The sequence below is a fragment of the Azospira oryzae genome (genome assembly GCF_004217225.1).
GTDB lineage: Bacteria > Pseudomonadota > Gammaproteobacteria > Burkholderiales > Rhodocyclaceae > Azospira > Azospira oryzae.
In genome coordinates this window covers 108659-122083 of the sequence record NZ_SHKM01000001.1, presented here as the reverse complement: position 1 = coordinate 122083, position 13425 = coordinate 108659, and the positions used below count along the sequence as shown (strand labels likewise).

Sequence of the window (13425 nt, the reverse complement as noted above, 5' to 3'; positions counted from 1 at the left end):
GTGCCCTGGACGCTGCCCCGGCCCCTGGCGGGGATGGGGTAGCCCAGGACACAGACTTTTGTCATAGATGGGATTGGGGGTATGATCGCACTCCTGATCGCCTGCAGTTGCGATCCCGGCTCCCCAGGGAGCCATTAGCAGTCAAAGGTGTCCGGCGGCAGCAGCCGCCGGGTGAAACGGGAACGAAGTAACGGCCATCACGGCCCCAAGCTTCGGCTGCCCCCGCAACGGTAAGCCAGTGCGGATGTTCCACGGTCCTCCTCCCCGGAGCGCCAGCCACTGAGCCAGCCCGTCGCCCCCTCACCGGGGCCGGCGACTGGCTTGGGAAGGCGGAACATCAAGACTGGCGAGCCCGGAGACCGGCCTTTGATTTTTGCGTGCCCGCCGTCCATGGAGGACGGTGCCGGCACGAACCTGCCACCGACCGCGGGGTTGCGGACGGAGCGGAGCATGAATCGAAGCGCCGGCTTTTCCCTCTGAGCCGAGTTTCTGCCGCCTGCCCTCGGGCCGGCGGTCGCGCCTCATCTTTTATGCCCCCGTTTCCCGAAGCCCGGTCGGTAGCCATCGACTGGAGTCAGACAGCAACATGGGGAGCATCAACAACCAACAACCGCGGCGCCTCCTGGCCGCCGCCATCGCCGCCCTCTTTTCCCAGGCCGCCCTGGCCGCCGGAGAGCAGGGCGAGACGGAACTGGGCAGCGTGGTGGTGACCGCCTCGCGCATCGAGCAGACCACCCTGGAGGCCCCGGCCGCCGTCACCGTCGTGACGGCCGACAAGCTGGACGCCTCGGGCGCCATGCGCATCGGCGACGCCCTCACCGCCAAGGTGCCCAGCTTCTACATGCGCAACGGCCTGGGCACCAGCACCCGCATCAACACCGCCCCCATCGTCTCCTTCCGCGGCCTCTCCGACGGCCGGGTGAAGATGATGGTGGACGGCATGAGTCTCTCCGACGGCAACGCCGGCGGCCTGGCCAGCCTGATGGGCATTCCCATGGGCGAGGTGGAGCAGATCGAGGTGGTGCCCGGCTCCGCCTCGGCCCTCTACGGCAGCGAAGCCATGGGCGGCGTGGTCAATGTCATCACCAAGGTGCCCACCAAGCAGGAAACCCGGGTCAAGGTCAGCCGGGGCTTCGGCGACGGCGAGCGCAACGGGGTGGAAGCAAGCTACCGCAACAAGTGGGACAACGGCCTGGCCGCCACCCTGGGCTTCGGCTACGAGGACATGGCCGGTTTCGCCGGCAGCGACCTGGTGGTGCTGCCGGTGGGCACCACCGGCACTGGCGCCAACGCGGTCCAGGGTGGCCGGGCCACCACCACGGTGGATGGCAAGAAGGCCTATGTGGTGGGGGACCAGGGCGCCATTTCCTCCCACGCCAACAACCTGCATGCCAAGGTCTATTACAGCCTGGATGTCCAGTCCCGCTTCTTCGCCGGCTTCAACCGCAGCGAAAGCAGCATCGGCTTCGAGCGCTTCAACAACTACCTGAGCAAGAACGGCGCCCCCCTCGCCCTGCCCGCCAGCAACGTCTCCATCAACGGCGACAAGCTGGGCAGCATCAAGGAATCGAGCTTTTGGAATTCCAGCAATCCCAACTACCGCCAGGAGACCCGCTACTTCGCCGGCTTCGACGGGAAGCTGGGTAATGGCTACGACCTCAAGGCCAATGTGGGCTACTTCGACCGGGAGGCCTTCTACGTCGGCTCCGGCACCGGCGCCACCTTCGACAGCGGCCCGGGCACCCGCACCAGCACTCCCAACACCACCCTGGATGCCTCGGCCCAGCTGGGTTTTGCCGCGGGCAGCAACCAGTACCTGATCGTCGGCCTCTCCTCCAGCCGCAGCCACCTGCGGCGCAAGGTGTACCAGCTCACCAGCTGGCGCGATCCCGACAGCACCACCGGCGCCCTCAACGAACAGTCCGACGGGGAAAGCACCACCAATTCCCTGTTCCTGCAGGACCAGATCTTCGTCGGCGACGACCTCACCCTCTACCTGGGCGGCCGCCACGACCGCTGGAGCAGCCGGGGCAACATGCAGAAATTTGTCGGTACGCCCCGGAGCAATCTGGACATCCCGGAACGCTCCGAATCCGCCTTCTCCCCCAAGGTGGCGGCGGTCTACCGCCTGACGCCGGGCACCAGCCTGCGCAGCTCCCTGGGCAAGGCCTTCCGTGCTCCCTCCAACTACGAGATGTACGCCACGCCCAGCATCAGCAGCCGCCGCCTGCTGGTGGCCGACCCCAACCTGAAGCCGGAAACCTCCACCTCCTGGGACCTGGGCATCGAGACGGCCCTGGCCGGCCAGGGCTCGGCCAAGGCCACCTATTACCGCACCCGGCTGCAGGACATGATCTACCGCAAGCTCAGCCCCTACAGCGGCAGCCTGGCCAATGTGGACTTCTTCGCCACGGCCACCAACGCCGGCCAGGCCGAGGTGGAAGGCGTGGAACTGGCGGCGGAAATGCCCCTCGCCTCCTGGCTGCGGGCTTCCGCCAGCTACACCTGGACCGACAGCCAGATCACCCGGGACGAAAGCGGGACCGGCCTGCAGGGCAAGCACCTGCGCTATGTGCCGAAGAACACCGCCTACTTCGCTCTGGACGCCCAGTGGCAACAGTGGCGCGCCTACCTCTCCGCCGCCTACACCGGCGAGCAGTTCAGCAAGGAAGACAACAGCGACGTCATCAAGAACGTCTACGGCGGCGTCAGCAAGTACTGGCTGGCCAACCTCAAGCTGAGCTACCAGTTCGACAGGAATTTCAAGGTCAGCGCCGGCATCAACAACCTCTTCGACAAGACCTACTACGAGTACTACCAGATGCCCGGCCGCAATGCCTTCATCGAGCTGAACGCCTCGTTCTGACCCTGGGAGCCATCATGGAAATCGTTACCCTCATCGAGCAACTGCTCTACCAAGTCTCCACCGCCCTCTACCTGCCGGTGATCGGCGGCTGCGCCCTGCTGGTGGCCTACGTGCCCCTGCAGCTGGGCATCACCCTGTTCGACGCCTGGCAGCGGCGCCGCGGCCATCTGCCGGAGGTGGAAAGCTTCAAGCTGCGCCTGGGCCAGCTGCGGCACCGCCTGAAGGGCTATCCGCGCCGCCTGGAAATCGAGGTGGAACGGCTGCTGCAGGCCGAGGAGCTGGAACTGTCGCGGCGCCTGGACCGCATCCGCTTCGTCATCAAGGTGGGGCCGGCCCTGGGCCTCATGGGCACCCTCATCCCCATGGGCATTTCCCTGGCCGCCCTGGCCGAAGGCAACATCCCCAAGATGGCCGGCAGCATGGTCACCGCCTTCACCGCCACCGTGGCCGGCCTGGGCGCCGGGGTCCTCGCCTATCTGCTGGCCCTCTCCCGGGAACGCTGGGTGCGGGCCGACGTGCGGGAAATGGCCCACGCCGCCGAACTGACCCTGGCGGAAAGCGGCCAGGCCCTCCCCCATCACCTGCAGACGGAGGCCGACGATGCGATTGCTGCAGCGGCGTAGGCGCTTCTCCCTGGACGGCGAGGCCCTGGAAGACCCCATCGCCGGGGTCGCCAACCTCTTCGACGCCAGCATCGTCTTCATCGTCTCCATGATGATCGCCCTGTTCATGGCCTACAACATGATGGACCTGCTGGACCCCAGCTCCGAAGTGACCATGGTGAAGAAGAACGCCAACGGCGAGATGGAGATCATCACCAAGAAGGGCAACGAGATCAAAGCCGCCAAGGTCACCGACCAGAAACTCTCGGGCCGGGGCGAACGCCTCGGCACCGCCTACAAGCTGCCCGACGGGAGGATCGTCTATGTACCGGCCGACTGAGGGCAGGCGCCCGATCCTGTTCCACCTCCGGCACCTCTTCCTGGGCCTGGCCCTGCTGCTCCTGGGCCTGGCCGCCCAGGCCCGGCCCCTGTCATTGGTGCTGTTCCCCGGCGACCCGGCCACCCTGACGGCGGTCAATGCGGTGCAGCAGCTGCAGCGGGAGCCGGCCCTGCAGCAGGTGCGCTTCCACATCGCCTCCTCCTCCCAGCCCAGCCCGGCGGACCTGGAAGCCCTGGCCAAAGCCGACCTGGCCCTGATCTACAACATGGGCCGGGACCTGGCGAAGCAGATTGCTCCCGCCGTGGCCGAAATCAACCGGCGCGGCGCCAAGGCCTACGCCGTCGGCTCGCCCTTCGAGGAAGGTGAACGGGATGCGGGCCTGAGCCGCAACGAGGAACTGCGGGCCTACGCCCAGGCCGGCGGCGTGGACAACTACGCCGCCATGCTGCGCCTGGCCCTGGCCCGGGAATTCGGCCTGCCCCTGGCGGCTCCGCCGCCCCGCCCCTTCCCCGCCGTGGCCCTGTGGAATCCCCGCAGCGGCCAGCTCTTTAGCCGCTTCGAAGACTACGCGGCGGACTACCTGCGGCAGCGCCCCGGCGCCGCCGAGCGGGTCTGGGTGGGCATCGTCTTCAACCGGGTCACGGCCCAGGCCGGCCGCTCGGCCCTGCTCGAAGCCATGGTGGAAAGCCTGGAGCGGCGGGGCTTCAACGTCGCCCCGGCCTTCGGCTTTCCTTCCGAAAATGCCGTCAAACAGTACTTCATCGACCCCAGGGGCAAGGCCCGGGTGGCGGCCCTGGTGGGCCTGGCCCTGAAGATGGGCAACGTGCCGGAGAAGACCGTCCCGCTCATGCAGGCCCTGGACGTACCCGTGGTCAATGCCCTCTCCCTCTTCAACCAGAGCCGCCAGGAATGGGAGGATTCGCCCATGGGCCTGAGCCTCAACGAGCGGGCCTGGCAGATCGCCGGCGCCGAATTCGCCGGCGCCGTGGCTCCCACCGTGGTGGCTTCCAAGGAGCGTCTGACCGATCCCCGCACCGGCCTGGAATACGTGGTGGAGGCCCCCATTCCCGAGCGCATCGAGCGCCTGGCGGACCGGGTGAAGAAGTGGGTGGAACTGCGCTACGAGCTCAACACCAACAAGCGGGTGGCGGTGATCTACTACAACTATCCGCCGGGCAAGGAGAACATCGGCGCCTCCTATCTCAACGTTTTGCCCCGCTCCTTGTGGCAGATCCTCTCCCGCCTGGAGCAGGCCGGCTACAACGCCCAGGGCCGCCCGGCCACGGAAGAAGCCCTGTTCGACGCCCTGCGGGAACACGGCACCAACATCGGCAACTGGGCCCCCGGCGCCCTGGAAAAAATGGTGCGCAGCGGTCACGCCATGCTGCTGCCGGTGAGCGACTACCGCAAATGGTTCGACCGCCAGCCGGAAAAGCTGCGCCGCGCCATGGTCCAGGCCTGGGGCGAGCCGGAAAACTCCAGGGTGATGTTGTGGAAGGACAGCAAGGGCAAGCCCCACTTCGTCTTCCCCGCCCAGCGCTACGGCAATCTGGTCTTCGCGCCCCAGCCTTCCCGGGGCTGGGAGGGCGATATCAAGAAGATGTACCACGACGTGGCCCTGCCGCCCCACCACCAGTATCTGGCCTTCTACCTGTGGCTGCAGAAGGGCTACCAGGCCCATGCCATGGTGCATGTGGGCACCCACGCCACCCATGAATGGCTCTCCGGCAAGGAGGTGGGCTTCACCGCCGCCGATCCGGGGGAGGCCATGGTGGGCGACGTGCCCCAGCTCTACCCCTACATCGTGGACGACATCGGCGAGGCCCTGCAGGCCAAGCGGCGCGGCATGGCCACCATCATCTCCCACATGACGCCCCCCTTCGACAGGGCCAGTCTCAACCTGGAGCTGGTCAAGCTGCGGGGCCTCATCGACGACTACGTGGTGGCAGCCCAGAAGAGCGAATCCGCCGCCGCGGCCGCCCTCGGCGAGATCAACGCCCAGGCCCGCAAGCTGGGCGTGCTCAAGGACATCGGCAAGGACACCCTGGCCAACGGCGAGGAGGTGGAGGAACTGGAGCACTACCTGAAGGAAGTGAGCGAACACCAGGCCCCCTACGGCCTGCACACCTTCGGCATCGCTCCGCCCAGGGAGATGCAGCGCAGCACCGCCGAGGCCATCCTGGCCCTGGCCGGCAAGCTGGCCCCGGCCGAATACCAGCGCCGCCTGGAAGCCCTGATGGCCAATATGGAAGCCAGCGGCAAGGCCGAGCTGGACGCCCTGGAGGCGGGGCTGGCCGGGCGCTACGTAGCCGCCGGCCCGGGCAACGACCCGATCCGCAATCCGGACTCCCTGCCCACCGGGCGCAACCTCTACGGCTTCGACCCCTCCCGCCTGCCCACTCCGGGCACCTGGGAACAGGGCCGCCTCTTGGCCGAGAAGTTCGTCGCCGACTACCGGCAGCGCCACGGCCAGTACCCGGACCGGGTGGTGTTCAACCTGTGGAGCACCGAGGCCATGCGCCACGAGGGCGTCACCGAGGCGGAAATCCTCGCCCTGCTGGGAGTGAAGCCCCAATGGGACGAACGGGGCCGGGTCAGCGGCCTGGAGATCATTCCCCGCCACGACCTGGGCCGGCCCCGGGTGGACGTCACCGTGGTGCCCTCGGGTCTCTACCGGGACGCCCTGCCGACCCTGATGCTGCTGGTGGACGAGGCCGTTTCCAAGGTGAAGGACCTGGAGGAGGACGACAACCCCATCCGCGCCAATGTGGGCAAGACCCGCCAGGCCCTGGAGCAGCGGGGCATCGCCCCGGCCGAGGCGGCACGCCTGGCGGCGGTGCGGGTGTTCACCGAACCTTCCGGCGCCTACGGCACCGGGGTGGACAACGTGGTCCAGGCCGCCAACACCTGGGATAAGGAAAGCCAGGTGGCCGACGTGTACTTCAACCGGGTCGGCCATCTCTTCGGCCAGGGCTACTGGGGCGACCGCCCCGGCGGCGCGGCCCTGGCGGTGGACATCTTCAAGATGGCCCTGAAGGATGCCAAGGCGGCCATCCACTCCCGCTCCTCCAACCTCTACGGCACCCTGGATAACGACGACGTGTTCCAGTACCTGGGCGCCACGGCCATGGCCATCCGCCAGGTGAACGGCAAGTCGCCGGAAACCCTGGTGCTCAACCTGGCCGACGGCAAGGGCGGCAAGCACGAGACCCTGGACAAGTTCATGGGCCGGGAAATGCGGACCCGCTACACCAACCCGGAATGGGTCAAGGCCATGCTCAAGGAAGGCTATGCCGGCGCCCGCTTCGTCATGAAGGTGACCGAGCACCTGTGGGGCTGGCAGGTCACCGTGCCGGAGGCGGTGGACGGGGCCAAGTGGCAGGAGATGTACGAGACCTACGTGGCCGACCGCAACCGGCTGGGCGTCAGGGACAAGTTCCGGGAAGCGAAGAACCTGCGGGCCTACCAGGCGGTGGTGGACAAGATGCTGGTAGCCATCAACAAGGGCTACTGGCAGGCCGACCCCCGGGTGAAGGCCCATCTGGAACAGGTGAACCGGGAAGTCATCGCCGAAGCGGGCGTCGCCTGCAATGCCAACAGCTGCAGCAGCGCCGAGGTCACCGCCCTGGCCCAGGCCCAGGACGCCCGGGACATGGCCGAGGCCCGCAGCCAGCCTGCCCCGGGCAACGGCGCCCGCGCCCCCGGCCGCAGCAGCGCCCTGCCGGCCGCCGCAAGCATAGCCGCCCAGGCCGCACCGCCCCCCGGCGCCAAGGCTGCGGCCCAGCCGGCCCAGGCCAAGGCGGCACCGCCCCCGGCCCCCAGGCCGACGCCGCCCGCCCAGGCCGGCGAGCCGGTGCAAGGCTACGCGGTGCAGGAAAGCAAATCCGCCAACAGCCCCCTGCCGCCGGCCGTCACCCACTGGGCCCTGGCCGGCCTGGGGGCCCTGGTGCTGCTCGGCTTCGCCTGGCGCGCCCGGCGCCGGCCATGAGCACGGCTTAGGCCGGACCGTCCCCCTCCGGGGTGATCCTGCTGTCACCCCGGCGTTTGCGCGCAGCCTTCGGGCTGCGTTTTTTTTCGCCGGGCTTTTGCCGAGCCTCCGCCGAGGCCAGGGGGCTGGCCGAGGAATAGGGCTTTCCCCGGGAAACCCGGATAATGGCGGCCGCTTCGCTTTATTCGTCTGCACACATTTTTGGATTCGCCATGGAAATCAAGGTCAATTTTCTCGACAAGCTGCGCCTGGAGGCCAAGTTCGACGACTTCACGGTCATCGCCGACCAGCCCATCCGCTACAAGGGCGACGGCTCGGCGCCGGGGCCCTTCGACTATTTCCTGGCCTCCTCGGCCCTCTGTGCGGCCTACTTCGTCAAGCTGTACTGCGAGACCCGCGGCATTCCCACGGAGAACATCCGCCTCTCCCAGAACAACATCGTCGATCCGGAAAACCGCTACCAGCAGACCTTCAAGATCCAGGTCGAGCTGCCAGCGGACATTTCCGAGAAGGACCGCCTGGGCATCCTGCGCTCCATCGAGCGCTGCACGGTGAAGAAGGTGGTGCAGACCGGCCCCGAGTTCATCATCGAGGAAGTGGAAAACCTGGACGCCGACGCCCAGGCCCTGCTCACCGTCAAACCCGATGCCGGCCACCAGACCTACATCCCGGGCAAGGACCTGCCCCTGGAGCAGACCATCGCCAACATGTCCGCCTTCCTGGCGGGCCTGGGCATCAAGATCGAGATCGCCTCCTGGCGCAATCTGGTGCCCAATGTGTGGTCCCTGCACATCCGCGACGCCCATTCCTCCATGTGCTTCACCAACGGCAAGGGCGCCAGCAAGGAAAGCGCCCTGGCTTCGGCCCTGGGCGAGTACATCGAGCGCCTGAGCTGCAACCACTTCTACACCCACCAGTACTGGGGCGAAGAGATCGCCAACGCCCCCTTCGTGCACTACCCCAACGAGCGCTGGTTCAAGCCCGGCAAGAAGGACGCCCTGCCCAAGGAAATCCTCGACGAGTACTGCCTGGAGATTTACAACCCGGACGGCGAACTGCGGGGCTCCCACCTCATTGACACCAACTCCGGCAACGTGGCCCGGGGCATCTGCTGCCTGCCCTTCGTGCGCCAGTCCGACGGCGAGGTGGTGTACTTCCCCTCCAACCTCATCGACAACCTCTACCTCAGCAACGGCATGAGTGCCGGCAACACCCTGGCCGAAGCCCAGGTGCAGTGCCTGTCGGAGATTTTCGAACGGGCGGTGAAGCGGGAAATCCTCGAAGGCGAAATCGCCCTGCCCGACGTGCCTGCGGAAGTCCTGGCCAAGTATCCCGGCATCGTCGCCGGCATCCGGGGCCTGGAAGAACAGGGCTTCCCCGTGCTGGTGAAGGACGCTTCCCTCGGCGGCCAGTTCCCGGTGATGTGCGTCACCCTGATGAACCCCCGCACCGGCGGCGTCTTCGCCTCCTTCGGCGCCCATCCCAGCATGGAAGTGGCCCTGGAGCGCAGCCTCACCGAGCTGCTGCAGGGCCGCAGCTTCGAGGGCCTCAACGACCTGCCCCGGCCCACCTTCGAAAGCCAGGCGGTGACCGAGCCCAACAACTTCGTGGACCACTTCATCGACTCCAGCGGCGTGGTCTCCTGGCGCTTCTTCAGCGCCAAGGCCGACTACGATTTCGTCGAGTGGGACTTCTCCGGCCACGGCGAAGAATCCAATGCCCATGAAGCGGCCACCCTGTTCGGCATTCTCGAAGAGATGGGCAAGGAGGCCTACCTGGCGGTGTACGACCAGTTAGGTGTCACCGCTTGCCGCATCCTGGTGCCCGGCTACTCGGAAATCTACGGGGTGGAAGACCTGATCTGGGACAACACCAACAAGGCCCTGGCCTTCCGCGAGGACATCCTCAACCTGCACCGCTTGAGCGACAAGCAGCTGGCCGCCCTGCTGCAACGGCTGGAAGAGAGCGAGCTGGACGACTACACCGACATCATCGGCCTCATCGGCGTCGAATTCGACGAGAACACGGTGTGGGGCCAGCTGACCATCCTGGAACTGAAGCTGCTGATCCATCTGGCCCTGGGGCAGCTGGCGGAGGCCCATGACCTGGTGGGCGCCTTCCTGCAGTTCAACGAGAACACCGTGGACCGGGGCCTCTTCTACCAGGCCATGAACGTGGTGCTGGAAGTGGTGCTGGACAAGGATGAAGGTGGGGACCTGGACCTGGCCGACTACGAAGCCAACTTCCGCCGCATGTTCGGCAACGAGCGCATGGACGCGGTGATCGGCTCGGTGCAGGGCACCCTGCGTTTCCACGGCCTGACCCCGACCAGCATGAAGCTGGAAGGGCTGGACCGGCACCAGCGGCTGATCGACAGCTACAAGAAGGTGCACGCCGCCCGGGCCAAGGTGGCGGCCGGCGGCTGACCCGGAACGGCGGCCCCGCATCGGCCGCCGCCGCACTCCCATAAAAAAAAGCCGGGCCCGAGGGCCCGGTGAAATTCGTTCCAGGGAGGGAACGAGCGCTATTCCTGCGTGTGCTTCGCTTCCAGCCACAGGGCGTTGACCACCGCCAGCAGCACGGCGAAACCCAGGCCGAGAATCCAGGTGAAATACCACATGGCATGTACTCCTTTGCTTGATTAGTAGAGGGCCTTGTCGTTGGCGACGATGTAGTCCCGGGTCACCTTGCCGGCCATCACCCGGTAGGCCCAGCCGGTGTAGGCGATGACGATGGGGGTGAAGATCAGGGCCACATAGAGCATGACGTTGAGGGTCACGTAGCTGGAGGTGGCATCCCAGGCGGTGAGGCTGGCCTTGGGCAGGGTGGAGGACGGCAGCACGAAGGGGAACAGGGCGACGCCGGCGGTGAGGATCACCGCCAGGCAGGCCACGGAGGAGCCGATGAAGGCCACCAGGGTCTTGCCGGCCCGCAGGCAGGCCAGGGCCAGCAGCCCCCCCGCGTAGGCCAGGGCAGGCACGGCCCACAGCAGGGGATACTTCTGGTAGTTGGCGAACCAGGCACCTGGCTGGCGCACCACTTCCTTCATCAGGGGATTGAGGGCACCGCCCACGTCGGCGATGGACTGGATGACGAAGCCGTCGAGACGGCCCACCCATACCCCGGCGGCGGAGAAAGCGGCCAGCAGCAGCACCGCCAGCACCGTACCGGCGCCCCTGGCGCGGGCCTGCAACTCCCCTTCGGTGCGGTGGGCGAGGAAGGTGGCGCCCTGCAGGGCCAGCAAGGACAGGCTCACCACGCCGCAGAGCAGGGCGAAGGGATTGAGCAGGGCCCAGAAGCTGCCGGTGTAGAAGGAGCGCATGGTTTCGTCCAGGTGGAAGGGCACCCCCTGGAAGAGATTGCCGAAGGCCACGCCGAACACCAGGGCCGGCACCGCGCTGCCGGCGAACAGGCCCCAGTCCCAGGCGCTACGCCAGGCCGGATTGGGCAGCTTGGAGCGGTACTCGAAGCCTACCGGACGGAAGAACAGGGCGAACAGGACCAGCAGCAGGGCCCAGTACATGCCGGAGAAGGCGGTGGCATAGACGAAGGGCCAGGCGGCGAAGATGGCGCCGCCGGCGGTGATGAACCACACCTGGTTGCCGTCCCAGTGGGGCGCCACGGTGTTGATCATGACGCGCCGGTCGGTGTCGTCCCGGCCGAGGATGGGCAGCAGGGTGCCGACGCCCATGTCGTGGCCGTCCATGATGGCGAAGCCGATGAGCAGCACGCCCACCAGCAGCCACCAGATGAGTTTCAGGGTCAGATAATCGAACAGCATCTCAGTCGTCTCCTCAGGCGTTGGCGGGCGCGGCGGCGGGCTGCAGGGCGGCGGGGCCGAGGCGGGCGTACTTGAACATCAGGTACATCTCGGCGACCAGCAGCAGGGTGTAGAAGCCGACGAAGCCGGCGATGGAGCCCCACAGGCTGGCGGCGGAAAGGCTGGAGGCCGACAGATGGGTGGGCAGCATGCCGAACACTGTCCACGGCTGGCGGCCGTACTCGGCGACGAACCAGCCGGACTGGATGGCGATCCAGGGCATGGGGATGAACCACAGGGCCCAGCGCAGCAGCCAGGTCTTCTGCTGGAAGCTGTTCTTGACGCTGTACCAGAAGGCCAGCCCCACCAGCAGCAGCATGGCAAAACCCAGCAGCACCATCAGGCGGAAGGTCCAGAACAACGGCGCCACCCTGGGCACGGAGTCGTGGGCCGCCTGGTCCAGCATGGCCGGGGTGGCCTGGGCCAGGTCCGGGCTGTAGCGCTTGACCAGCATGCCGTAGCCCATGTCCTGCTGGTGCTTGGCGAAGGAGGCCTTGGCCGCTGCGTCGGCCGGATTCTGGCGCAGCGCCTCCAGGGCCAGCACCGCCTGCACGCCGCTTTCGATGCGCTGCCGGTTGGCGGCGCGGATTTCCTTGATGCCGGGCAGGGTCTCGGACACGGAGCGGGTGGCGATCAGGCCCAGCACGTAGGGAATGCGGATTTCCCAGTCGTTGGCCTGGCGTTCCTCATTGGGCCAGGCCAGCAGGTTGAAGCCCGCCGGCGCCGCTTCCGTCTCCCACATGGCCTCGATGGCGGCCAGCTTGGACTTCTGGGATTCGGACACGGCATAGCCGGACTCGTCCCCCAGCACGATCACCGACAGGCATCCGGCCAGGCCGAAGGCGGCGGCGATGCGGAAGGAGCGGCGGGCGAACTCCACGTGCAGGCCCTTCAGCAGATACCAGGAGGAAATGCCGAGCACGAACAGGGAGCCGGTGACGTAGCCGGCGGCCACCGTATGCACGAACTTGGACTGGGCCACCGGGTTGAACACCAGGGCGGCGAAATCCACCAGCTCCATGCGCATGGTCACCGGGTTGAAGGTGGAGCCCACCGGGTCCTGCATCCAGCCGTTGGCGATGAGGATGAGCACGGCGGAAAGGTTGGTGCCGAGGGCCATGAGCACGGTCACCGCCAGGTGGCCGGCCTTGGACAGGCGCTGCCAGCCGAAGAAGAACAGGCCCACCATGGTGGATTCGAGGAAGAAGGCCATCAGCCCCTCGATGGCCAGGGGGGCGCCGAAGATATCGCCCACGTAATGGGAGTAGTAGGCCCAGTTGGTGCCGAACTGGAACTCCATGGTGATGCCGGTGGTGACGCCCAGGGCGAAATTGATGCCGTAGAGCTTGCCCCAGAACTTGGTCATGTCCCGGTAGATTTCCTTGCCGCTCATGACGTAGGCGGTCTCCATCACCACCAGCAGCCAGGACAGGCCCAGGGTCAGCGGGACGAAGAGGAAGTGGTACATCGCCGTGGCGGCGAACTGCAGCCGCGACAGGTCAACGACCGTCGAATCGATCATGGTGAACCTCCCTTATGGGTTGTTTTGTGGAACCGGTGAGCTGCTGAGCCATGCGCTGTTCATCCACGGCAACCCGGTAGGGGGCCACGTAGTTGAGCCACAGCACGCGCAGGAGAATGATCTTGAGCAGGAGCACCACGGCCAGGTGACAGGCCAGGCGGTGGCGGGCGAGGAAAGCGGAGAGGCCGCGGCGGGGCCGGGCGGACGAGACATCCTGAGCGGACAAGGGACACTCCCTTCCAGGCGGGGCGGCGAAGGCCCCGGGGAAAAAGGACGCCCCATTGCTG

At 66.9% G+C, this 13425-nt stretch carries 9 protein-coding genes and 1 riboswitch; of the genes, 5 read left to right on the top strand and 4 right to left on the bottom strand.

The window, feature by feature from the left end; translation table 11 throughout:
* Positions 1-128: 128 nt before the first annotated feature.
* A riboswitch (cobalamin riboswitch) is annotated at positions 129-382 on the top strand.
* 204 nt (positions 383-586) lie between these two features.
* The 5 genes from EV678_RS00550 to EV678_RS00530 all read left to right on the top strand — a co-directional run bounded on the left by EV678_RS00550 (position 587) and on the right by EV678_RS00530 (position 10222).
* Positions 587-2866, top strand: coding sequence for a TonB-dependent receptor plug domain-containing protein (locus tag EV678_RS00550; RefSeq protein WP_130458132.1), 2280 nt, complete (start codon positions 587-589; stop codon positions 2864-2866).
* 14 nt (positions 2867-2880) lie between these two features.
* Entirely contained in the window at positions 2881-3489 is a 609-nt protein-coding gene (locus tag EV678_RS00545; RefSeq protein WP_130458131.1) for a MotA/TolQ/ExbB proton channel family protein, read from the top strand.
* Complete coding sequence (locus tag EV678_RS00540; RefSeq protein WP_014236992.1) at positions 3467-3808, top strand: DUF2149 domain-containing protein; 342 nt, start codon at positions 3467-3469, stop codon at positions 3806-3808. The genes EV678_RS00545 and EV678_RS00540 overlap by 23 nt, the downstream gene beginning before the upstream one ends.
* Complete coding sequence (locus EV678_RS00535; protein ID WP_130458130.1) at positions 3792-7796, top strand: cobaltochelatase subunit CobN; 4005 nt, start codon at positions 3792-3794, stop codon at positions 7794-7796. Before EV678_RS00540 ends, EV678_RS00535 begins: the two co-directional genes overlap by 17 nt.
* A gap of 212 nt (positions 7797-8008) precedes the next feature.
* Positions 8009-10222 carry an OsmC domain/YcaO domain-containing protein gene (locus tag EV678_RS00530; protein ID WP_130458129.1) on the top strand — a complete coding sequence of 738 codons (2214 nt, stop codon included), beginning with the start codon at positions 8009-8011 and terminating at the stop codon, positions 10220-10222.
* 98 nt (positions 10223-10320) lie between these two features.
* Here EV678_RS00530 and cydX read toward each other — a convergent pair whose 3' ends face one another.
* Genes cydX through cydP form a run of 4 tightly spaced genes read right to left on the bottom strand, consistent with a single transcriptional unit; the run spans position 10321 to position 13364 of the window.
* Positions 10321-10416, bottom strand: coding sequence for a cytochrome bd-I oxidase subunit CydX (cydX, locus tag EV678_RS00525; protein ID WP_014236989.1), 96 nt, complete (start codon positions 10414-10416; stop codon positions 10321-10323).
* A 21-nt stretch (positions 10417-10437) separates the two neighbouring features.
* Positions 10438-11577: a cytochrome d ubiquinol oxidase subunit II gene (gene cydB, locus EV678_RS00520; protein WP_130458128.1), complete on the bottom strand. Its 1140-nt coding sequence runs from the start codon at positions 11575-11577 to the stop codon at positions 10438-10440.
* Positions 11578-11590: 13 nt separating this feature from the next.
* A complete protein-coding gene (locus EV678_RS00515) occupies positions 11591-13138 on the bottom strand; it encodes a cytochrome ubiquinol oxidase subunit I (protein ID WP_130458127.1) in 1548 nt (515 codons plus the stop codon).
* On the bottom strand, positions 13116-13364 hold the full coding sequence (cydP, locus tag EV678_RS00510) for a cytochrome oxidase putative small subunit CydP (RefSeq protein WP_130458126.1): 249 nt from the start codon (positions 13362-13364) through the stop codon (positions 13116-13118). The genes EV678_RS00515 and cydP overlap by 23 nt, the downstream gene beginning before the upstream one ends.
* Positions 13365-13425 lie beyond the last annotated feature (61 nt).

Coding starts and splice junctions, on each gene's coding strand:
- cydB (WP_130458128.1), bottom strand. CDS start 11,577: ATGCTGTTCGATTATCTGACCCTGAAACTCATCTGGTGGCTGCTGGTG.
- EV678_RS00515 (WP_130458127.1), bottom strand. CDS start 13,138: ATGATCGATTCGACGGTCGTTGACCTGTCGCGGCTGCAGTTCGCCGCC.
- cydX (WP_014236989.1), bottom strand. CDS start 10,416: ATGTGGTATTTCACCTGGATTCTCGGCCTGGGTTTCGCCGTGCTGCTG.
- EV678_RS00530 (WP_130458129.1), top strand. CDS start 8,009: ATGGAAATCAAGGTCAATTTTCTCGACAAGCTGCGCCTGGAGGCCAAG.
- EV678_RS00545 (WP_130458131.1), top strand. CDS start 2,881: ATGGAAATCGTTACCCTCATCGAGCAACTGCTCTACCAAGTCTCCACC.
- EV678_RS00535 (WP_130458130.1), top strand. CDS start 3,792: ATGTACCGGCCGACTGAGGGCAGGCGCCCGATCCTGTTCCACCTCCGG.
- EV678_RS00550 (WP_130458132.1), top strand. CDS start 587: ATGGGGAGCATCAACAACCAACAACCGCGGCGCCTCCTGGCCGCCGCC.
- EV678_RS00540 (WP_014236992.1), top strand. CDS start 3,467: ATGCGATTGCTGCAGCGGCGTAGGCGCTTCTCCCTGGACGGCGAGGCC.